A 21,218-nucleotide genomic window follows, 5' to 3' on the forward strand; every position below is an offset into this window, starting at 1 on the left:
CCCGGTGCGCTACGCGCACCGGGCCACCGGCTTTTACGGGCTCGCGGACCTAGCAGCCGAGCAGGCGGCTGCCGAGGTAGCTCTGGATCTGGTCCAGGGAGACGCGCTCCTGCTTCATCGTGTCGCGCTCGCGCACGGTCACCGCGTTGTCGTCCAGGGTGTCGAAGTCGACGGTCACGCAGAACGGCGTGCCGATCTCGTCCTGGCGGCGGTAGCGGCGGCCGATGGCGCCCGCGTCGTCGAACTCGATGTTCCAGAACTTGCGCAGGTCGGCGGCGAGGCCCTTGGCCTTCGGCGACAGCTGGGCGTTGCGGGACAGCGGCAGGACGGCGACCTTGACCGGGGCCAGGCGCGGGTCGAGGCGCATCACGGTGCGCTTCTCCATGACGCCCTTGGCGTTGGGGGCCTCGTCCTCGTTGTACGCGTCGAGCATGAAGGCGAGCATGGCGCGGTTGACACCGGCCGCCGGCTCGATGACGTACGGGGTGTAGCGCTCCTTCGACTCCTGGTCGAAGAACACGAGGTCCTGGCCGGAGGCGGCGGAGTGCGCCTTGAGGTCATAGTCGGTCCGGTTGGCCACGCCCTCCAGCTCGGAGAACTCGTTGCCGCCGAAGTTGAAGCGGTACTCGATGTCGGCGGTGCGCTTCGAGTAGTGGGACAGCTTCTCCTTCGGGTGCTCGAACCAGCGGATGTTCTCCTCGCGGATGCCGAGGCCGCGGTACCAGTTCCAGCGCTCGGCCATCCAGTACTCCTGCCACTGCTCGTCCTCGCCCGGCTTGACGAAGAACTCCATCTCCATCTGCTCGAACTCGCGCGTGCGGAAGATGAAGTTGCCCGGAGTGATCTCGTTCCGGAAGGACTTGCCCATCTGCGCGATGCCGAACGGCGGCTTCTTGCGCGAAACGGTCTGCACCTGGGCGTAGTTGGTGAAGATGCCCTGGGCGGTCTCGGGACGCAGGTACGCCTTGGAGTCCTGGGTCGGGCCGAGGTGCGTCTCCAGCATGCCGGAGAACTGCTTGGGCTCGGTGAACTGGCCCTTCACGCCGCAGTGGGGGCAGTTGACATCGGCGAGGCCGTTGACGGGCGGGCGGCCGTGCTTGGCCTCGTACGCCTCTTCAAGGTGGTCCGCGCGGTGGCGCTTGTGACAGGCGGTGCACTCGGTCAGCGGGTCCGAGAAGGTCGCGACGTGACCGGAGGCCACCCAGACCTCCGGGGCCAGGATCACGGACGAGTCGAGGCCGACGATGTCCTCACGCCCGGTGACCATCGCCTTCCACCACTGGCGCTTGATGTTCTCCTTGAGCTCGACACCCAGCGGGCCGTAATCCCAGGCGGCCTTGGAGCCGCCGTAGATCTCACTGCAAGGGAAAACGAAGCCACGGCGCTTGCTCAGGCTGACGATGGTGTCGATCTTGTCGGCGGCCACGGTGCTCTCTTCATTAACGAGGACGAACGGCGAAGCCTTTAGGTTACCGGCGCCCGCACCCTCCCCTTCAAATCGGTTCCCCTCCACGGCCCGGGGGCCGCCCTCCCACCCAGCTTGTTGACAACGGTTTCCATTTTTGATGAAAATGGATGTCATGAACGTACGACGCCTCATACCCACAGCCGCCCTCGCCGCAGCCGTCGCCCTCGGCGCCACGGCTCTCACCGCCTGCTCCGGCGCCAACGCCGCCGGCGACAGCGGCGACGGCAAGCTCGACGTGACGGCGTCGTTCTACCCGATGCAGTTCCTGGCCGAGAAGATCGGCAAGGACCACGTGAAGGTCTCCACCCTGACCAAGCCGGGTGTCGAGCCGCACGACCTGGAGATCACCCCCAAGCAGACCGGGCAGCTCGCCGAGTCCGACGTGATCCTCTACCTCAAGAGCCTGCAGCCCGCCGTCGACAAGGCCGTCGAGCAGTCCGGCGCGAAGAACGTCGTCGACGCCGCCACCCTCACCACGCTGGAGACCCACGGCGCCTCCGGCCACGACGGCCACGACCACGCCGCCGAGGGCGGGGGCGCGGACGGGGGCCACGACCACGGTGACGGCGAGGCCGGCGCGGACCCGCACGTCTGGCTCGACCCCGCCAAGTACGCGGAGATCGCCCAGGGCGTCGGCGCGGCCCTGGAGAAGGCCGACCCCGGCCACGCGGCGGACTACAAGAAGAACACCGCGGACCTGGTCACCGAACTGGGCGCATTGGACACGGAGTTCAAGGAGGGCCTGAAGAACACGGCCACCCGGACCTTCATCACCACCCACTCCGCCTTCGGCTACCTCGCCGAACGCTACGGCCTCGACCAGGAGGGCATCTCCGGCGTCGACCCCGAGTCCGAGCCGAGCCCGGCCCGCATGAAGGACCTCCAGGCCGTGGCGGCCAAGGACAAGGTCAGCACGGTGTTCTTCGAGACCCTGGCCAGCGACAAGACGGCCAAGACCCTCGCGAAGGACACGGGGCTGAAGACCGACGTACTCGACCCGCTCGAGGGAATCACCGACAGCTCCCAGGGCGCTGACTACCTCGAGGTCATGCGGTCGAACCTGAAGAACCTCCAGAAGGCGCTCGGAGCCAAGTAATGACAGCAGCAACGGAGGCGCGAGCCATGCAGTCCACGCCGGGGCAGGCAGCGGACCAGCCCGTCATATCCCTGCGCGGGGCCACGGCCTCGCTCGGCTCGCGCCCCGTGCTGCGCGGCGTCGACCTCACCGTCCACCGCGGCGAGGTCGTCGCCCTGCTCGGCGCCAACGGCTCCGGCAAGTCCACGGCCGTCCGCGCCGTGGTCGGCCAGGTCCCGCTGGCCGGCGGGGAGCTGTCCCTCTTCGGCACGGACTTCAAGCGCTTCCGCGCGTGGTCGCGCATCGGGTACGTCCCGCAGCGCACCACCGCCGCCGGCGGCGTCCCCGCCACCGTCCGGGAGGTCGTCTCCGCCGGACGCCTCGCCCGCTCCCGCTTCGGCCTCCTGCGCAGGGCCGACAAGGACGCCGTCAGCCGTGCCCTGTCCCTCGTCGACATGGACGCGTACGCCGACGCCTCGGTCAACGCCCTCTCCGGCGGCCAGCACCAGCGCGTCCTCATCGCCCGGGCCCTCGCCGTCGAACCCGAACTCCTGATCATGGACGAGCCGATGGCGGGCGTGGACCTCGCCAACCAGGCGGTCCTCGCGAACGCCCTGCGCACCCAGGTCGCCGCCGGTGTGACCGTGCTCCTCGTCCTGCACGAGCTGGGCCCGCTGGAGCCGCTGATCGACCGGGCCGTCGTCCTGCGCGACGGCTGCGTCGTCCACGACGGCCCGCCCCCGGAGGCCGTGGGCCAGCACGCCCTGCCCGGCCACGACCACGTACACCCCCACGCGGCGCACGACGCCGAGCCCCTGCGGACGGGACTCCTGAGCTGATGGACCTCTTCGACTACCCCTTCATGGTGCGGGCGCTGATCGCGGCCGCGCTGGTCGGCATCACCGCGCCCGCGATCGGCACGTACCTCGTCCAGCGCCGTCAGGCCGTCATGGGCGACGGCCTGGGCCACGTGGCCATGACCGGCGTCGCGCTCGGCTTCGTCCTGAACACCAGCCCGGTCTGGATGGCGACCCTGGTGGCCGTCGTCGGCGCCATCGGCATGGAGCTGATCCGCTCCCGCGGCAAGACCAGCGGTGACGTGGCGCTCGCCATGCTGTTCTACGGCGGCCTCGCCGGCGGAGTCATGATCATCAGCGTGGGCGGGGGCTCCACGGCCAAACTGCTCAGCGCGATGTTCGGCTCGATCACCACGGTCGCGACCGAGGACGTCACCGCCGTGGCGATCCTCTCGGCGTTCGTCCTCGCCGTCACCATCGGTCTGCGCCGGCAGCTGTTCGCCGTCTGCCAGGACGAGGAGTTCGCGCGGGTCACCGGCCTGCCGGTGCGCCTGCTGAACCTGCTGATCATCGTGACCGCCGCGGTCACCGTGACCGTCGCGATGCGCATCGTCGGCCTGCTGCTGGTCAGCGCCATGATGGTGATCCCGGTGGCGGCCGCCCAGCGGGTCACCCGCGGGTTCACCGCGACGCTCTCGCTGGCCATGGCGATCGGCCTGGTGGTCTCCCTGACCGGCACGGTCACCACGTACTACGTCGAGGCGCCCTCGGGCGCGGCCATCGTGCTGCTCGCCATCGGCGTCTTCATGGCGATGACCGCCCTGTCGACGCCGCTGGCCAGGCGGCGGGCCAGGGCCGCGCGCGCGGCCGAAGAGGTGTGCACCCGGGACGACGTAAAGGTCTAGGAGGGCCGACCGCCTGGCACAATGGGCCCGAGCCGAACGCCCGAGGCCGATACGAGGAGGAACCGGTGGCGACTGCGCCTGGCGAGATGAACACCGCGCCAGTACGAGGACGGTCCACCCGGCAGCGGGCCGCCGTGGCGGCGGCGCTGGACGGAGTGGACGAGTTCCGCAGCGCCCAGGAACTCCACGACATGCTCAAGCACCGTGGCGACTCCGTGGGCCTGACCACCGTCTACCGCACCCTCCAGTCCCTCGCGGACGCCGGCGAGGTCGACGTCCTGCGCACCAGCGACGGCGAGTCGGTCTACCGGCGCTGCTCCACCGGGGACCACCACCACCACCTGGTCTGCCGCACGTGCGGCAAGGCGGTCGAGGTGGAGGGTCCGGCCGTGGAGAAGTGGGCGGAGTCGATCGCGGCCGAGCACGGCTACGTGAACGTCGCCCACACGGTGGAGATCTTCGGCACCTGCGCGGACTGCGCGGCCGCTCCCGCCTAGAGCCGGCGCAGGTTCCGGTCCAGGACCGCCCGGATCCGGTCGATGTCCTCGGGGACCGCGGCCGCCCGCTTCGGGAGCCAGCCCAGGGTTCCGTTGGCGAAGACGAAGACGAACAGGTTCCGGGTCTCCGTCCAGCCCCGGTGCCTGTCCCATCCGTACGCGGCCACCGTGCCGTCCGGCCGGTGGTTGGACATGCCCCGTTCGGTGACCACGCAGCGGTACTCCGGATGCTCCGCCGCCCAGCGGTACATCCGGCGTGCGAGCCGGTACAGGTCCAGACCGAGACAGAGGGCGCCCAGCGCCGACCCCACCCCGGCCGCGAAGGCCAGGCCGGCCGGGCTCGTCTCCCGCCCGTGCTGGACCACGATCAGTACGAGCGCCACCAGGGGAACCAGTACCAGCCACAGCAGCGCCTGCCCGCGTCCGGCCGGCGCCCGGACCGCGCGCCAGCGCAGCACCTCCCGCACGTCGCGGCGGGCCGGGCCGTAGTGCAGCTCCACCGCCCATTCAGTCATGTCCATGACGGTGGAGCCTAGACGGTCCAGCGGGCGCTTCAGCCCGCGGAGCCCTCCGCCTGGTTCGGGAGCGCGCCGCCGAAGCGGCGGTCGCGCTGGGCGTACTCCAGGCACGCCGCCCAGAGGTTGCGGCGGTCGAAGTCGGGCCACAGCACGTCCTGGAAGACCATCTCGGCGTACGCGCTCTGCCAGAGCAGGTAGTTGGAGGTGCGCTGCTCGCCGCTCGGCCGCAGGAACAGGTCCACGTCCGGCATGTCCGGGTAGTACATGTACTTCGCGAAGGTCTTCTCGTTCACCTTCGACGGGTCGAGCCGTCCCGCCGCCACGTCGCGGGCAATCGCCTGCGCCGCGTCCGCGATCTCCGCGCGGCCGCCGTAGTTGACGCAGAAGTACAGGGTCATCGCGTCGTTGTCGACGGTCTGCTCCTGGGCGACCTGGAGCTCCTGGACGACCGACTTCCACATCTTCGGCATGCGGCCGACCCAGCGGATCCGGATGCCCAGCTCGTTCATCTCGTCGCGGCGGCGGCGGATGACGTCACGGTTGAAGTTCATCAGGAAGCGGACCTCGTCGGGCGAGCGCTTCCAGTTCTCCGTCGAGAAGGCGTACAGGGAGAGGTTCTTGACGCCCATCTCCAGGCAGCCCTTGAGCACGTCGAGCACGACGCCCTCACCGACCTTGTGGCCCTCGGTGCGCGGCAGACCGCGCTCCTTGGCCCAGCGGCCGTTGCCGTCCATGACGACCGCGACGTGGTTCGGGACCAGCTCGCCGGGGATCTTCGGCGGACGCGCACCGGACGGGTGCGGCTCGGGAACCTTGTACTCGCGGCGAGAGCGTCCCAGAATCCCGCGTCGTGCCATGTGCCCAGCTCCTATTTCTCGACGTATCGAAGGGAGCGTAGCCCGCGCTCCAGATGCCAGTGCAAATAGGCCGAGACCAGCCCGCTGCCCTCCCGCACATGACGTGGCTCGCACGCGTCAGCGTGCTTCCAGTCGCCCGTCAGCAGCGCGCTGAGCAGGGCGATGGCCTCCGACGAGGGTACGACGCTGCCGGGCACGCGGCAGTCGCCGCATATCACCCCGCCCGCGGCGACGGAGAAGTGCCGGTTGGGGCCGTGGATGCCGCACTTGGCGCAGTCCTCGAAGCTGGGCGCGTAGCCGTTGACGGCGAGGGAGCGCAGCAGGAAGGCGTCGAGGATCAGGTGCGGCTCGTGCTCGCCGCGGGAGAGGGTGCGCAGGGCTCCGACGAGGAGCAGGTACTGCTGTACGGAGGGCTCGCCCTCGTTCTCCGTGAACCGCTCGGCGGTTTCCAGCATGGCGGTGCCGGAGGTGTAGCGGGCGTAGTCGGTGACGATGCCGTTGCCGTACGGGGCGATGATCTCGCTTTGGGTGCAGAGCGGCAGGCTGCGGCCGATCAGCTCGCCGCCGCGGGCGAAGAACTGCACGTCGGCGTGGGAGAAAGGTTCCAGCCGGGACCCGAACTTGGACTTCGTACGCCGGACTCCGCGGGCGACGGCCCGGACCCGGCCGTGGCCCCGGGTGAGCAGCGTGATGATGCGGTCCGCCTCACCCAGCTTCTGGGTGCGCAGCACGATGCCGTCGTCGCGGAACAGACTCATGCGCCCATTGTCCCCCGCGGTCCCCCCGCACGGGAACGCGCGCACGGACGGGGCCGGACGACGCCGGCCCCCCGCCGCGGACCGGAGTCCGGGCAGGGGGCCGGCACCCCTGGGGAGGGGTCAGGTGGCGGGGGTGCCCGCGTCCCCCGGTGGGGCGGCCCCGGCGTCCGCCTTCTCGGTCCCGGCACCTGCCGGGCCGGCCGGGGCCGGGACCGGGGCCGCCGCCTGGGCGGGCAGCTCTACCCGGGGGACGGACCGCGCGTCGCCCTTGGCCAGGCCGTTGAAGATCAGGTTGAGAACGATGGCGGCGGTGGCTCCGAGGGTGACGCCGCTGTTGAGGAGCGAGGACAGGTCCGCGTCCATGTGCCGGGTGAAGAACACCGGGACGGTCGCGGGGAGCAGGGCGAAGGCGAGGGAGACGCCGACGATCAGCGCGTTCTTCTCCTCCTTGAGGTCCACCTTGCCCAGGGTCTGGATGCCGGCCAGCGCGACCATGCCGAACATGACGGTCGCGGCCCCGCCGAGGACCCCGTGGGGCACGGCGGCGACGATCGCGGCGGCCTTGGGGAGCAGCCCCAGGACGATCATGAAGACACCGGCGGCGACGACCACGAACCGGCTCTTGACCTTCGTCATCCGCACCAGGCCGACGTTCTCGGCGAAGGCCACGTACGGGAAGGAGTTGAGGACGCCGCCGAGCGCGGTCGCGGCGCCGTCGGCGCGCAAGGCCCGGGCCACGGTCTCACTGTCGATGTCCTTCTCGACGATCTCGCCGACGGCGTACGTGTCACCGGTCGTCTCGACCATGGTGATCAGCATGACGATGAGCATCAGCACGATCGGGAACCACTCGAACTTCGGGACGCCGAAGTGGAAGGGGGTCGTGACGCCGATCCAGCCGGAGTCGCCGACGGCGCCGAACTTCGCGTCCCCGAGGAGGAACGCGACCGCGGTGCCGCCGACCAGGCCGAGGAGGATGGAGATGCTGGAGAGGAACGGCTTGCCGATCTTCATCAGGACGAGGATGAAGAGCATCGTGCCGCCCGCGTAGGCGAAGTGCTTCGGGTCGCCGAAGTCGGGGCTGCCGACACCGCCCGCCGCGTCACCCAGGCCCACCGGGATCAGGACGATGCCCAGTACGGTGATCACCGTGCCGGTGACGACCGGCGGGAAGAGCCGCATGACCGAACGGAACGCCTTGGCGGGCAGCCAGGCGAAGGCGAAGGTCGCGATGCCGGCGGTGATGACCGCGCCGTAGATGACCAGGAGCGCGGCGGTGCCGCCTCCCGCCCCGAGGCCGATCGCGATCATCGGGGAGACGGCGGTGAAGGTGACGCCCTGGATCAGGGGCAGCCGCGCACCGACCCGGCCTATGCCCCAGGCCTGGATGATCGAGGCGATGCCGCAGGTGAACAGGTCCGCGTTGATCAGGTAGACGAGCTGCTCGGGGCTCAGCTTCAGCGCGTTGCCGACGATGATCGGGACGATCACCGCGCCAGCGTAGAACGCGAGTACGTGCTGGAAGCCGTACAGCGCGAGCTTGGGGAGGGGGAGCACCTCGTCGACCGGGTGCGTGCTCTGCTGTCCGTTGGCGGAAAGCCGGGCGGCGACACGTGCCATCTCTGCCTTGCCCTTCAAGAGGTGAGGTGAGGGGGAGGAGTTCTGGTGATCCCTGGCCGGAGTGGGTCGCTAACCCGTTGATCCGTCAGGGCTGTCAGGTGAGTTCACGTGCATCGAAGCCCCGCGGTGTTACCGGTGGCGTCTCGTCGTGTGACCGGAATTGAACGCCTGTGGGGGTCCTCACACCTATCGTCGACTTCTACAGACTGTTGACTCTCCGGGGCGCCCGATTCATAGGTTCCCCCGATGGCCAAGGGCCGGGGCGCAGGAGTAAGGGCGGGTGTCCGGGCGGCAGCCGGCCCCGCTGCGCGACTGCGAAGTGACCTGCGCCACACCATGCCGCTACGCGCGTCCACCGCGTTCCGCACAGCAAACCCGCGGCACGCTCCCTCGGGCCCCGGGGGCACCGCCGCCGGGCCCGGAGTGATCTCCTCCACGGGTCGTACGGACAGCGGGCCGGGCCGGTGCGGTGCCGCGAGGCCGGATCGTTACGTCAGAAGAGGCCGTTTCGACCCGCTGTGGGGCCCGCAGAGCGGCCGGAACCGAAAAGATCAAGCCGGGGCGGCCGCCTCGCACCCAGCCCGGGCCCGGCTCTCAGACCCCGCGCCCGGACCCCGCGCCCGGACCCCGCCGGGTGCCCCCGGCGCGGGCCGTCAGGGCGCCCGTACCGCCGACAGCAGCCGGGCCACCTCGTCCGCGTCGATCCGCAGCGCCGCGCCCACCGTGGCGAGCACCTCGCGCTCGGCCGGGATGTACGGGCCGTCCGCGAGCGCGATCCGCGCGCCCTGCAACAGGATCGATTCGCGGCCCGGGCCGGCGAGGTGCGGAGCCAGGGGTTCCAGCGCCTCGTGGAGCTCTATCGACAGCGCGGCCCCGCAGCACTCGGGCACGTCGTACAGTCCGAGCCGGCCCTCGTCGCTGCACAGGGCCTCCACGAGGGACTCCAGCTGCTCTTCCCCGCAGTCCTGGAACCCCGCGGCCCGTACGGCGCACACGGCGGCCTCCAGCACGCTGCGGGAGCCCGTCCCGCCCGCGGCCAGCACGGCCAGCGCCACGGTGTGCACCGCGTCGCGCAGCAGGGCCGTGAAGCGGGTGGTGGTCAGGTGGTCCAGTACGTCGGTGTCGAAGCGCTCGCGGCAGGCGTGGCACTCGACCACGGGCCCGGCGAGCCCGCGGGGCAGCAGCGGCACGCCGAGGACGGCGAAGCGGCGGCGCCCGGTTCGCTTGCGGTAATTGCGGTCCCCACCGCAGGCGGGGCAGAAGAACTCCCCGTCACCCACGGTGCTCCAGGCGGTACGGGTGCCCCAGACCCTCAGCTTCCGGCCGTCCCCACCCCGAACTGGCAGCACGTCGCACCTCCGTAACCTTCCGGCAACATCGCCGGGTGGGCGTGATGCTAGCCACATCGGTGAGGATGCGTCAGTCGTGTGACAAGACAACATGGCGCGGGACGGGGACTTGGCCGGTCTGCGCCCCCGCGCACGCCCCCGTATCCCGGCCGCTCCGGGCCCCTGGAAAGGCGGAAACCCCGCCCCTCCCCCGTGGGGAGGCGGCGGGGTCGTGTCGCGGGAGTGTCAGCGGCCCGCGCGGTTGACGGCGGAGATGACCGCCTTCAGGGAGGCGCGGGTGGTGTTGGCGTCGATGCCGATGCCCCACAGGACGCGGCCGTCGATCGCGCACTCGATGTACGAGGCGGCCACGGCGGAGGCGCCCTCGCTCATGGTGTGCTCGGTGTAGTCCAGCAGGCGGGCGTCGATGCCGATGCCGGCCAGCGCGTCGAAGAAGGCCGAGATCGGTCCGTTGCCGGTGCCGTCCAGCACGGTGTCGACGCCGTCGACGACCGCCTCGACGGTCAGCGTGTCCGTGCCGTCCTTGTCGGTGGTGGTCTGGCCGGAGCGCAGCTGGACGCGCCCCCACGGGTTTCCGGGGTTGGGCAGGTACTCGTCCTGGAAGACGGACCAGATCGCCTTCGGCGTGACCTCGCCGCCCTCGGAGTCGGTCTTGGCCTGGATGATCCGGGAGAACTCGATCTGCATGCGGCGCGGCAGGTCCAGCTTGTGGTCGTTCTTCAGGACGTAGGCGATGCCGCCCTTGCCGGACTGCGAGTTGACGCGGATGACGGCCTCGTAGGAGCGGCCGACGTCCTTCGGGTCGATGGGCAGGTACGGGACCGCCCACTCGATGTCATCCATGGTCTTGCCCGCGGCGGCCGCGTCGGCCTCCATCGCGTCGAAGCCCTTCTTGATGGCGTCCTGGTGGGAGCCGGAGAAGGCGGTGTAGACCAGGTCGCCCGCGTAGGGATGGCGCGGGTGGACCTCCATCTGGTTGCAGTACTCGCTGGTGCGGCGGATCTCGTCGATCTGCGAGAAGTCGATCTGCGGGTCGATGCCCTGGGAGAACAGGTTCATGCCCAGGGTGATCAGGTCGACGTTGCCGGTGCGCTCGCCCTGTCCGAACAGGCAGCCCTCGATGCGGTCGGCGCCGGCCATCAGCGCCAGTTCGGCGGCGGCGACGGCGGTGCCGCGGTCGTTGTGCGGGTGCACGGAGATGCAGATGTGCTCGCGGCGGGTCAGGTTGCGGGCCATCCACTCGAAGCGGTCGGCGTGCGTGGACGGCGTGGAGCGCTCGACCGTGGCGGGCAGGTTCAGGATGATCTCGCGGCCCTCGCCCGGCTGCCAGACGTCACAGACGGCCTCGCAGACCTCCAGGGCGAAGTCCAGCTCGGTGTCGGTGAAGATCTCCGGGCTGTACTGGTAGCCGAAGGTCGTCTCCGGGCCCAGCAGCTTCTCGGCGTACTCCATGACCAGGCGGGTGCCGTCGACGGCGATCTGCTTGATCTGCTCCTTGGAGCCGCGGAAGACGACCCGGCGGAAGGTCGGGGCGGTCGCGTTGTACAGGTGCACGGTGGCACGGTGGGCGCCGACCAGGGACTCCACGGTCCGCTCGATCAGGTCCTCGCGGGCCTGGGTCAGTACGGAGATGGTGACGTCGTCCGGGATCGCGCCCTCTTCGATGATGGAGCGCACGAAGGCGAAGTCCGTCTCGCCGGAGGAGGGGAAGCCGACCTCGATCTCCTTGTAGCCCATGCGCACCAGCAGGTCGAACATCTCGCGCTTGCGGGCGGGGGTCATCGGGTCGATCAGCGACTGGTTGCCGTCGCGCAGGTCGGTCGACAGCCAGCGGGGGGCCCGGGTGACGCGGACGTTCGGCCAGGTGCGGTCCGGGATCTCGACCTGGTCGTAGAAGCCGTACTTGTGGATCGGCATCCCGGAGGGCCGCTGGGTGTGGGTCGCGTTCGTGATGGGCGTGGGGCGACCGACAAAAGGCTGCTGGCTCATGGCGTTGGGCTCCTCGCGTGTCCGCGTGTAGTTCGCTGGGACGGCCGACGGGCGGTCGCAAAACCGCAACACCAAACTCCGCGGGGAGGGGGCCGGCCTACGACTACAGACCCTCGCCGCGGCAGCTAAGGAGAAGCAGCCCGAAACGCATGATGGGCCGAGCCTAGCCGAGCCGCGCGGTACGCGGGGGTCCTGTTTCAGTATGCAAGACCCACCAGTCCGATTTATACCAAATGTGAGCTACGCCGCTTAAGGTGCGGCTCAAGTCCGTGGGGTCCGTCAATCCGGTGCGCCCGCGTTCAGACGTGCGAATGAATCATGGTTGCAGGTAGTGACAGAAGCGTGACCCACTGCCACATTGCCGAGCATGGACGCCTCCTCCACCCACCGCCACCCCGTCTTCTGCACGGTCGTGCCGCCGCACCTGCTCGACCGCATCGCCCGGTCCCGCAACCCCCGGTTCGCCGATCTCGCGCAGGCCACCCTCGAACGCGACTCCCTCCTGCGCACCCGCCGCCGGGTCACCACCGTCCGGGGCGCTGCGGCCCCCGCCCCGGCCGCGCCCGCCCCCGACCGGCCCGACCGGACCGTGTACGACGCCCAGCACCGCACCCGGCTGCCCGGGCGGAAGGTCCGGGAGGAGGGCGGACCCGTCAGCGGGGACGTCACCGTCAATCGCGCGTACGCCGGGCTCGGCGCGACGTACGAGCTGTTCCTGACCGCCTTCGGGCGCCGCTCGATCGACGGCGCCGGGCTCCCGCTCGACGCGACCGTCCACTACGGCGAGGACTACAACAACGCCTTCTGGGACGGCACGCAGATGGTCTTCGGCGACGGCGACGGAGAGCTCTTCGTCGACTTCACCGTGTCGGTGGACGTCATCGGCCACGAACTCGCGCACGGGGTCACCCAGTACACGGCGAACCTGGAGTACCACGGCCAGTCGGGCGCGCTCAACGAATCCGTGTCGGACGTCTTCGGCTCCCTCATCAAGCAGTACTCGCTGGACCAGACGGCCGACCGCGCGGACTGGCTGATCGGCGCCGGGCTGCTGGGGCCCGCCGTCGACCGCGGCCAGGCCCTGCGGTCCATGAAGGCCCCCGGGACGGCGTACGAGGACGACGAGCTCGGCAAGGACCCGCAGCCGGCCACGATGGACGACTACGTCGACACCGTCCGCGACAACGGCGGGGTGCACATCAACTCCGGCATCCCGAACCACGCCTTCTACATCGTGGCGAGCGAGCTGGGCGGCAAGGCTTGGGAGCGGGCCGGGCAGATCTGGTACGACGCCCTGACCGGCGGGGAACTCGCCACGGACGCCGACTTCCGGGACTTCGCCCGGGTGACGGCCGCGGCCGCCGTCGCCCGGTACGGAGAGGGCGGCGCGGAGCACCAGGCGCTCCAGAAGGCGTGGTCCGCCGTCGGGCTGGGGTAGGAGACGGGACATGCGGATCTCAGTGGTGCGGACGGGCGGCTTCGCGGGCATCGAGCGGCGGGGCGAGGTGGACACCTCCGGACGGCCGGACGAGGACGAGTGGCGGGCCCTGGCCCTGCGGGCGCTGCGGCCCGGGCCGCCCTGCGATCCGGCGGACCCGGCGGGCGGCGTGCGGGACGGGTTCTCGTACACGGTCACCGTGGACGGGCGGACGATGTCGTTCCGCGACCCGCACCTCTCCGACGCGCAGCGGGCGCTGGTCTCGCGCGTCCTGAAAGAAGGTGCCTGAGCACGGCCGCTTTGCTTGGATGACCGGATGAGCAACCGGGTGATCGACGACACGACGCTGTCCGAGCTGGAGCGGTACTACGACACGGTGCCCCGCGAAGGCGGGGCCCGGGCCGAGGACTTCGGACCGCTGACCCTGTTCGTACAGGAGGGCGCGGGCTGGCCGTACTACGCGCGGCCCGCGCTCGGCGGCCCCGACGCGACCGCCGCCGACGTACGGCGGGTGGTGGCCCGGCAGCGCGAGCTGGGGGTCCCCGAGGCCCTGGAGTGGGTGGCCGAGACCACCCCCTCGCTCCGCGCGGCGGTGGAGGGGGCGGGGCTGCACGTCCACGCGCACCCGCTGATGGTGCTGGACCCGGACGCGGTACGGACGCCCGCGCACCCGGAGGTACGGCTGCTCGGCGCGGACGACCCGCTGCTGGCGGCGGCCGTGGCCGTCCCGTCCCTGGCCTTCGCGGCTCCGGGCACGGCGGTGGGCGCGGCCGGTCCCGCCGAACTGGCCGCCGCGCTGGCCGATCCGGCGGCGGACGCCGGCCGGGAGCGCGTCGCGGGCATGATCGCCTCGGGCCGTACGGCGCTGGCGGCGGCCGTCCGGGACGGCGTCGTCCTGTGCGCGGGGCAGTACAACCCGGTGGGCGAGGTGGCCGAGGTGGTCGGCGTGGGCACGCTGCCGTCGGCCCGCCGCCAGGGCCTGGCCCTCGGGGTCACGGCGGCGCTCGTCGCGACGGCCCGCGAGCGGGGGGCCCGTACGGTCTTCCTCTCGGCGGGCGACGAGGACGTGGCCCGCATGTACGGCCGCATCGGCTTCCGCAGGGTGGCGACGGCGCTGATCGCGGAGCCGCAGGACGGATAGTTTGCCGGAACGGCAACGGGGTTTGCCCGCGTGGGCGGGGCGGGCGGAGCATCGGAGGTGTCCGCACAGCCACCGGTCGAGGAGTGATCCCGTGTCCGCACAGCACCAGCACCAGCAGCCGCAGCCGCCCGCCGAACACGCACGGCACGAGCAGCACCAGCAGCACGAGCAGGTCGACGAGGGCGGGGAGCGGTACTGGGACGGCCGGTACAGCGAGAGCGACCGGATCTGGAGCGGCGAGGCCAACGCCGCCCTGGTCCGGGAGACGTCACAGCTGCCCCCCGGCCGGGCCCTGGACCTCGGCTCCGGCGAGGGCGGCGACGCCATCTGGCTGGCCCGGCGCGGCTGGCGGGTCACCGGCACGGACATCTCCGGCGTGGCGCTGGAGCGCGCGGCCGGGCATGCCGCCGAGGCGGGGGTCGGCGACCTCGTGGAGTGGCAGCGGCACGACCTGGCCGAGTCGTTCCCGGCCGGGGAGTTCGACCTGGTGTCGGCGTGCTTCCTGCACACGTACGGGGAGTTCCCGCGCGAGCGGATCCTGCGCACCGCGGCGGCCGCGGTGGCCCCCGGCGGGACCCTGCTGATCGTCGGCCACGGCGGCTGGGCCCCCTGGCAGGAGAACCCGCACCCGGAGGTGCACTTCCCGACGCCCGGCGAGGTCGTGGAGCAGCTGGAGCTGCCCGGGGGGGACTGGGAGGTGCTGGTGGCCGAGGACCACGAGCGGATCCAGGTCCAGCCCGACGGCACGACCGGGACCCGCACGGACAACGCGGTCAAGGTCCGCCGGCTGCGCTGACGCCGACCGGGGCGCCTCCCCGCCGGTCCCCTCCGGCAGCCCGACAACGCCGACAACGCCGACAGCCCCTGCCCGGCCGGGCAGGGGCTGTCTGGGTCCGTCAGCCGGGGTCCGTCAGCCGGGGTCCGTCAGAAACCGAGCTTGCGGAGCTGCTTGGGGTCGCGCTGCCAGTCCTTGGCGACCTTCACGTGCAGGTCGAGGAAGACCGGGGTGCCGAGCAGCGCCTCGATGTGCTTGCGCGACTTCATCCCGACCTCCTTCAGGCGGGCGCCCTTCGGGCCGATGATGATGCCCTTCTGGCTCGGCCGCTCGATGTAGACGTTCGCGTGGATGTCGAGCAGCGGCCGGTCGGCGGGGCGGTTCTCGCGCGGGATCATCTCCTCTACGACCACGGCGATGGAGTGCGGGAGCTCGTCGCGCACACCCTCCAGCGCGGCCTCGCGGATCAGCTCGGCGACCATCACCATCTCGGGCTCGTCGGTGAGGTCGCCCTCCGGGTACAGCGGCGGGCTCACGGGCAGCAGCGGCGCGATCAGGTCGGCCAGCAGCTGGACCTGGGTGCCGTCGACCGCGGAGACGGGCACGATCTCGGCCCACTCGAAGCCCAGCTCGGCGCCGAGCTGGTGGATGGCGAGGAGCTGCTCGGCGAGCTGCTTGGACTCGACCAGGTCGGTCTTGGTCACGATGGCGATCTTGGGGGTCTTCTTGATCCCCGCGAGCTCCTTCGCGATGAACTTGTCGCCGGGGCCGAGCTTCTGGTCGGCCGGCAGGCAGAAGCCGATGACGTCGACCTCGGACCAGGTGGCGCGGACGACGTCGTTGAGGCGCTCGCCGAGCAGGGTGCGCGGCTTGTGCAGCCCCGGGGTGTCGACGAGGACGAGCTGCGCGTCGGGGCGGTGCACGATGCCGCGGACGGTGTGGCGGGTGGTCTGCGGCCGGTTGGAGGTGATCGCGACCTTGGTGCCCACGAGTGCGTTGGTGAGGGTCGACTTGCCCGCGTTGGGGCGTCCGACGAAGCAGGCGAAGCCCGCACGGTGCGGGCTGGTGGACTCGGGGGAACGATCGCTCATACGGGCCATTCTCCCCGATGCCGCTCCCAGCGCCGACCAGGCCGCGGCCGCGAGGGTGCTCACGCCCGCGAGCAGGGGCGCGAGAAGGGGGTGCGCGGCGTGGTCGGCACGGCCCTGAGCTGTGGTTCCGTCGGCCGCGGCCCGTACGGTCACCGCGGCCCATTCCGCGCCGGGCGGGTCCGCCCAAGGGGCGCGAAGCCGGACTTCCTGACCCGGCAGCAGCTCGGCCGGCACCCCGGCGGGCCCGCGCGCGAGCAGGGTGCGGCCGAGCGCGCCGGTGGCGGTGAGGGTGACGCTCGGGCGCAGCGTGACGTTGCCGGTGTTGCGGAGCGTGTACGCGACCTCCGCGCGGGAGCCCCGGCCGCTGACGGTGACCCCCTGGACGGCGAGGGCGGGGGCGGTCGGGCCGGTCACCCGCAGGTAGAGCCGCGCGGCGACGGCCTGCCGTACGCCGATCCCCCGGTCGGTGACGGCGTCGGGCCGCTCCTCCAGGGCCACGATGGCGCCGGGGTGGTCCCCCGGTTCGGCCCGGTCGGGGACGGTCACGGTGAAGCCGACGCTCACGGCCGAGCGGGCGGGCACGGTGACCCGCTCCCGGTCGAGCCTGGCCCAGGCGGCGGTGGCCCGGCGCGGTTCGTCGGGGCCGCGCAGGGCGAAGCCGCCGTCGCGGGCGGTGTTGTAGGCGTCGGCGGCGTAGAGGCGCAAGGTGCGGGGGCGGTCGGTGCGGTTGGCGATGGTGACGGAGTCCGCGGCGGCGCCGCCGGGTGCGGCGGCGAGGTAGAAGTACGGGCGCTGGCCGACGGCGGTGGCGGCGGGGAGCACGGACCACTGCCCGTTGTCTGCGGCCGCGGCCGTCCCGGGGGTCCCCAGCAGGAAGGCGGCCAGGGCGAGGACGCCGAGCAGCAGCGCCCGCACGGCGGGGCCGCGCGAGGGCGGCGGCGAAGGTGCCGCCGACGGCGCTGACGGCAGCGACGGCCCGGCGGTCACGACAGGGTGAGGGTGAGGACCGCCGTGTACGCGCCCGGCGGGGTGTACGGGGGCACCTGGAGGGTGACGGCGGCGTCCACCGTGAAGTCACCGCCCACCGCGGCCGCGTCCGGGGTCGAGGCCAGCACCGCCCCGTCGGGGCCGACCGGGCCCGCGCTGCCCGGCGTACAGGGGCTGGGGCTGCCGGGCGCGGCGGTGCAGGACGGGGTCCAGGAGAGGGAGGCGCCCGGGATGCGGACGCCGCCCGGGCCGGTGAAGTCGGTGACCTTGCCGGTCAGGGACCAGCCGGCCGGGCCGCCGCGGGCGTCCTTGACGGTGACCGTGCCGATCCGGCCGGGGGCGGCGCCGCCGTCGCCGTACGGCACCGCGCCCAGGACGATGTCCCCACCGGCCTGGGTCATGCCGAGCGCGCCGGGCTCGACGGTGGCCGTGACCTTCCGGGCGCCCGGGGGCGGCGGGGCCGCGTCGATGACGGCGTACGCGGCCGGCCCCGACCCGAGCCCCGCCGACCAGGCCGGCCCCTCGTACGCGACGACGCCGGTGGTGGCCCGGTCGGTGACGGGCAGCCGGGCCACCACCATGCCCCGGTCGTCGGCGGTGGCGGTGACCCGGTCGGCGGTATCGGCGGCTCCCGCACGGCCGGCCACCGTCACGGACGTGCCCGGCGGGAATCCGGCGGCGGTGACCTCGACGGCGGCGCCCGGCCTCCCGTGGGCGGCGCCGAGGAAGACGCTGCGCAGGTTGGCCGTGGGCAGCGCGGTCGAGGCGAGGCGCGCGGAGACGGGGGTACCGGTGGCCGTGCACACGGTGTCGAGATCCATGAGGTGGCTGGTGTGCAGGGTGTAGCCGCCCGGGGCGAGGGTGATCTCGCCGGGGGCGGTGACGGTGAAGGTGCCGGTCATGGCGACGGGCGGGAGCGGCTCGCCCGCCCCGACGGGGTCGTTGCGCTCGGCCCCCACGACGGTGACCTCCCCGCTCTGCGCGCCGGCCAGCAGGATCCGCCCGGTCGGGGTCACCACGTCGGCGGGGAGCCCGGCGCCCACCGGGCTCGCGGCGGGGGTCCGGGTCACCTGGTAGGTCACGGTGACGGTGTCGCCGACCCGCGGCGCCGGGTCGTCGACGGTGATCCGGGCGGTGGTGGGGCCTTCGGCGGGCGGGAGTCCGGCCTCCTGCGGCGGCGCGCACCGGGTCGGGAAGTCCACCTGGCCCGGCACCCGGTCCGCGGGGGGCTCCCCCTCGGCGGCGGCGGGCGCGCCGAGCGCTCCCCCGGTCGCCGCGGCGAGCACGGCCATGCCGACGGCCGCCGGCCATCTCCGGTTCCGCGCCCCTGTTCGCACTGCCCGCCCCCTGGGTTCCGTCCCGCCGACAGGGGGCCATTGACGAGCGGGGGGCGGCAGAAGTCAATGCGCGGGCCCGGCATCAACTGATGGCCCATCAGGAGATGTCAGGATGCCCGTACGACGGCCCCGGCCCCGCCGCCTTCGCGGAAGGTGCGCCGGTACGCCGTCGGGCTCACCCCCAGCACCGCCTGCACGTGCTTGCGCAGCGACTGGGCCGTCCCGAAGCCCGTCTCCCGCGCCACCTGCTCCACCGGCAGGTCCGTCCGCTCCAGCAGCAGCCGGGCCCGCTCCACCCGCTGCCCGGTGATCCACTGCCCGGGGCTGATCCCCGACTCCTCACGGAAGCGGCGCGTGAAGGTCCGTACCGACATGGCCTCCTGCCGGGCCAGGTCGCTCAGGCGCAGCGGCTCGTGCAGCCGGTCCAGCACCCACGCCCGCGCCGCGGTGGTGCTCGCGAGCTGCGGCTCGGGCACCGGGCGCTCGATGAACTGGGCCTGGCCGCCCTCCCGGTGGGGCGGTACGACGGTGCGCCGCGCCACCTCGTTCGCGACGGCCGCCCCGTGGTCGCGGCGCACGATGTGCACGCACAGGTCGATCCCGGCGGCGACCCCGGCCGAGGTCAGCACGTCCCCGTCGTCGGTGTAGAGCACCCCGGGGTCCACCCGTACGGCCGGGAAGAGCCGCTGGAAGTGCTCGGCGGAGGCCCAGTGGGTGGTGGCCGGGCGGCCGTCGAGGTAGCCGGCGGCGGCCAGCACGTACCCGCCGGTGCAGATGGAGACGAGCCGGGTGCCGGGGCGGATGTGCGCGAGGGCGGCGGCCAGCTCCGGGCTCAGCCGGCCCTGGTCGTAGACCGGCCCCAGCTCGTACGAGGCGGGCACCACCACTGTGTCGGCCGTGGCCAGCAGTCCGGGGCCGTGCTCGACGTGGACGGCGAAGTCGGCGTCGGTGCGCACCGGCCCCGGGGTGAGCCCGCAGGTGAGGATCTCGTAGAGCGGCCGCCCGGCGGGGTCCTTCGCCCGCCCGAAGATCCGGTGCGGGATGCCGAGTTCGAAGGGCAGCAGTCCGGCGAGGGCGAGTACGACGACCCGGTGCGGCTGCGGCAGCGGCAGCGACTCCGGCAGCGGCAGCGGCAGCGACGAGGACTGCTGCGACGACTGAGGCTGCACCTGCGACTCCATGGCGGTCATGGCCCGATCGTAGCGAAGCATGACAGTCAGGCCACTGTCGGCCGGATGCCCGCGGGCCGGATGCTGGCCCCGTGACACAGACAGCCCCCGCCTCCACGGCCACCCCGCCCGCCCCGCGCCCGGCCGGACGGGTCCACCGCGCGTGGTTCGTCGCGGCCGTCGCCTTCGTGACGATCATCGGGGCCGCCGGGTTCGCCTCCCTGCCCGGACTGCTCATCGAGCCGCTGCACGGCGAGTTCGACTGGTCCCGCGGCACCATCGCCTTCGCCGTCTCGGTGAACCTCGCCCTGTACGGGCTCACCGCGCCCTTCGCCGCCGCCCTGATGGACCGCTTCGGCATCCGCCGGGTCGTCGCGGTGGCCCTGCTCGTCATATCCGGCGGCTCGCTCGCCACCGTGTGGATGACCGCGTCCTGGCAACTGGTGCTGTTCTGGGGCGTTCTGGTGGGGCTGGGCAGCGGCTCGATGGCGCTGGCCTTCGCCGCGACGGTGACGAACCGCTGGTTCACGGCCCGGCGCGGGCTGGTCACCGGCGTCCTGACCGCCGCAGGCGCCTCCGGCCAGCTGATCTTCCTGCCGCTGCTGGCCTGGCTGGTGGAGCACCACGGGTGGCGCCCGGCCGCGGTGACCGTCTCGCTGGCGGCCACGGCCACCGTCCCGTTCGTATGGCTTCTGCTGCGCGACCATCCGGCGGACGTGGGCCTCGCCCCGTACGGGGGCGCGTACACCGCCAAGCCCGCCCCCGTCCCGGGGGCCGCGCGCCGGGCGGTGACGGTGCTGTTCAAGGCCGCGCGCACGGGCCCCTTCTGGCTGCTGGCCGGTACCTTCGCCATCTGCGGGGCCTCGACGAACGGCCTGGTGCGCACCCACTTCGTACCGGCCGCCCACGACCACGGCATGCCGGTGACGGCCGCGGCGGGGCTGCTGGCGGTGATCGGCGTGTTCGACGTCGTCGGCACGATCGCCTCGGGCTGGTTCACGGACCGCTTCGAGGCCCGGCGCCTGCTGGCCGTCTACTACGCCCTGCGCGGGGTGTCGCTGCTGTTCCTGCCGATGCTGCTGGCCCCGTCGGTCCAGCCCCCGCTGCTCTTCTTCATCGTGTTCTACGGCCTGGACTGGGTCGCGACCGTCCCGCCGACCATCGCGCTGTGCCGCGAGCACTACGGCGACGACAGCGCGATCGTCTTCGGCTGGGTACTGGCCTCGCACCAGGTGGGAGCGGCCGTGGTGGCCTTCCTGGGCGGCCTGGCGCGGGACGCCTTCGGCTCGTACGACGTCGTCTGGTACGCGTCGGGGGCGCTGTGCGCCATGGCCGCGCTGATGGCGATGGTCATCCGCCGGTCACCCGCGCGGCCCGCGCCGCCGCTGCCCGCCCCGGCCTGAGCCGGGGGCCTGAGCCGGGGCGGCCGCCGACGGGCGTACGGGTG

The 21,218-nt window shown here is 72.4% G+C and carries 19 protein-coding genes; 9 read left to right on the forward strand and 10 right to left on the reverse strand.

Translation table 11 applies throughout. From position 1 onward, the window contains the following. Nucleotides 1-49: 49 nt before the first annotated feature. The gene (locus tag ABT106_RS05970; RefSeq protein ID WP_267718515.1) at nucleotides 50-1,426 is read right to left on the reverse strand and encodes a glycine--tRNA ligase; all 1,377 of its coding nucleotides are present in this window, start codon (nucleotides 1,424-1,426) and stop codon (nucleotides 50-52) included. Nucleotides 1,427-1,580: 154 nt separating this feature from the next. Here ABT106_RS05970 and ABT106_RS05975 point away from each other — a divergent pair, with 154 nt between their 5' ends. The 4 genes from ABT106_RS05975 to ABT106_RS05990 all read left to right on the forward strand — a co-directional run bounded on the left by ABT106_RS05975 (nucleotide 1,581) and on the right by ABT106_RS05990 (nucleotide 4,742). Next, nucleotides 1,581-2,564, forward strand: coding sequence for a metal ABC transporter substrate-binding protein (locus tag ABT106_RS05975; RefSeq protein ID WP_351272926.1), 984 nt, complete (start codon nucleotides 1,581-1,583; stop codon nucleotides 2,562-2,564). After that, a complete protein-coding gene (locus ABT106_RS05980; protein WP_502979232.1) occupies nucleotides 2,564-3,382 on the forward strand; it encodes a metal ABC transporter ATP-binding protein in 819 nt (272 codons plus the stop codon). Before ABT106_RS05975 ends, ABT106_RS05980 begins: the two co-directional genes overlap by 1 nt. Continuing rightward, the gene (locus ABT106_RS05985; RefSeq protein WP_351272928.1) at nucleotides 3,382-4,245 is read left to right on the forward strand and encodes a metal ABC transporter permease; all 864 of its coding nucleotides are present in this window, start codon (nucleotides 3,382-3,384) and stop codon (nucleotides 4,243-4,245) included. Before ABT106_RS05980 ends, ABT106_RS05985 begins: the two co-directional genes overlap by 1 nt. 65 nt (nucleotides 4,246-4,310) lie before the next feature. Continuing rightward, a complete protein-coding gene (locus ABT106_RS05990) occupies nucleotides 4,311-4,742 on the forward strand; it encodes a Fur family transcriptional regulator (protein ID WP_351272930.1) in 432 nt (143 codons plus the stop codon). Here ABT106_RS05990 and ABT106_RS05995 read toward each other — a convergent pair. The 6 genes from ABT106_RS05995 to leuA all read right to left on the reverse strand — a co-directional run bounded on the left by ABT106_RS05995 (nucleotide 4,739) and on the right by leuA (nucleotide 11,833). After that, the gene (locus ABT106_RS05995) at nucleotides 4,739-5,263 is read right to left on the reverse strand and encodes a YcxB family protein (RefSeq protein ID WP_351272932.1); all 525 of its coding nucleotides are present in this window, start codon (nucleotides 5,261-5,263) and stop codon (nucleotides 4,739-4,741) included. The genes ABT106_RS05990 and ABT106_RS05995 overlap by 4 nt on opposite strands. Before the next feature lie 32 nt (nucleotides 5,264-5,295). Then, the gene (locus ABT106_RS06000; RefSeq protein ID WP_267718520.1) at nucleotides 5,296-6,117 is read right to left on the reverse strand and encodes an isoprenyl transferase; all 822 of its coding nucleotides are present in this window, start codon (nucleotides 6,115-6,117) and stop codon (nucleotides 5,296-5,298) included. An 11-nt stretch (nucleotides 6,118-6,128) separates the two neighbouring features. Next, nucleotides 6,129-6,875 carry a DNA repair protein RecO gene (recO, locus tag ABT106_RS06005; RefSeq protein WP_351272934.1) on the reverse strand — a complete coding sequence of 249 codons (747 nt, stop codon included), beginning with the start codon at nucleotides 6,873-6,875 and terminating at the stop codon, nucleotides 6,129-6,131. Nucleotides 6,876-6,995: 120 nt separating this feature from the next. Then, entirely contained in the window at nucleotides 6,996-8,495 is a 1,500-nt protein-coding gene (locus ABT106_RS06010) for a nucleobase:cation symporter-2 family protein (RefSeq protein WP_351272936.1), read from the reverse strand. Between the two features lie 653 nt (nucleotides 8,496-9,148). After that, complete coding sequence (locus tag ABT106_RS06015) at nucleotides 9,149-9,844, reverse strand: TerB family tellurite resistance protein (RefSeq protein ID WP_351272938.1); 696 nt, start codon at nucleotides 9,842-9,844, stop codon at nucleotides 9,149-9,151. A 225-nt stretch (nucleotides 9,845-10,069) separates the two neighbouring features. Then, complete coding sequence (gene leuA / locus ABT106_RS06020; protein ID WP_351272940.1) at nucleotides 10,070-11,833, reverse strand: 2-isopropylmalate synthase; 1,764 nt, start codon at nucleotides 11,831-11,833, stop codon at nucleotides 10,070-10,072. A gap of 367 nt (nucleotides 11,834-12,200) precedes the next feature. Between leuA and ABT106_RS06025 the strand changes: the two genes are divergently transcribed. The 4 genes from ABT106_RS06025 (at nucleotide 12,201) to ABT106_RS06040 (ending at nucleotide 15,208) form a co-directional block, all read left to right on the forward strand. Beyond that, nucleotides 12,201-13,271, forward strand: a complete 1,071-nt coding sequence (locus tag ABT106_RS06025) for a M4 family metallopeptidase (protein WP_351272943.1) — start codon at nucleotides 12,201-12,203, stop codon at nucleotides 13,269-13,271. Nucleotides 13,272-13,281: 10 nt separating this feature from the next. Continuing rightward, a complete protein-coding gene (locus tag ABT106_RS06030) occupies nucleotides 13,282-13,560 on the forward strand; it encodes a protealysin inhibitor emfourin (RefSeq protein ID WP_351272945.1) in 279 nt (92 codons plus the stop codon). Between the two features lie 27 nt (nucleotides 13,561-13,587). After that, nucleotides 13,588-14,412 (forward strand): GNAT family N-acetyltransferase, encoded by an 825-nt coding sequence (locus ABT106_RS06035; RefSeq protein ID WP_351272947.1) that lies wholly within the window; start codon nucleotides 13,588-13,590, stop codon nucleotides 14,410-14,412. Between the two features lie 91 nt (nucleotides 14,413-14,503). Continuing rightward, complete coding sequence (locus ABT106_RS06040; protein ID WP_351272949.1) at nucleotides 14,504-15,208, forward strand: SAM-dependent methyltransferase; 705 nt, start codon at nucleotides 14,504-14,506, stop codon at nucleotides 15,206-15,208. A 128-nt stretch (nucleotides 15,209-15,336) separates the two neighbouring features. Here the strand turns inward: ABT106_RS06040 and era are convergent, their stop codons facing one another. The 3 genes from era to ABT106_RS06060 form a co-directional block, all read right to left on the reverse strand. Beyond that, complete coding sequence (era, locus tag ABT106_RS06045) at nucleotides 15,337-16,287, reverse strand: GTPase Era (protein WP_351273066.1); 951 nt, start codon at nucleotides 16,285-16,287, stop codon at nucleotides 15,337-15,339. A gap of 974 nt (nucleotides 16,288-17,261) precedes the next feature. Further along, nucleotides 17,262-18,557 (reverse strand): beta-xylosidase, encoded by a 1,296-nt coding sequence (locus ABT106_RS06055; protein WP_351272951.1) that lies wholly within the window; start codon nucleotides 18,555-18,557, stop codon nucleotides 17,262-17,264. Nucleotides 18,558-18,709: 152 nt separating this feature from the next. Beyond that, on the reverse strand, nucleotides 18,710-19,792 hold the full coding sequence (locus ABT106_RS06060) for a GlxA family transcriptional regulator (RefSeq protein WP_502979233.1): 1,083 nt from the start codon (nucleotides 19,790-19,792) through the stop codon (nucleotides 18,710-18,712). Nucleotides 19,793-19,863: 71 nt separating this feature from the next. Here ABT106_RS06060 and ABT106_RS06065 point away from each other — a divergent pair, with 71 nt between their 5' ends. Continuing rightward, a complete protein-coding gene (locus ABT106_RS06065; RefSeq protein ID WP_351272954.1) occupies nucleotides 19,864-21,174 on the forward strand; it encodes an MFS transporter in 1,311 nt (436 codons plus the stop codon). Nucleotides 21,175-21,218: the final 44 nt, after the last annotated feature.

The organism is Streptomyces sp. NPDC002044, assembly GCF_040296725.1.
GTDB lineage: Bacteria > Actinomycetota > Actinomycetes > Streptomycetales > Streptomycetaceae > Streptomyces > Streptomyces antarcticus.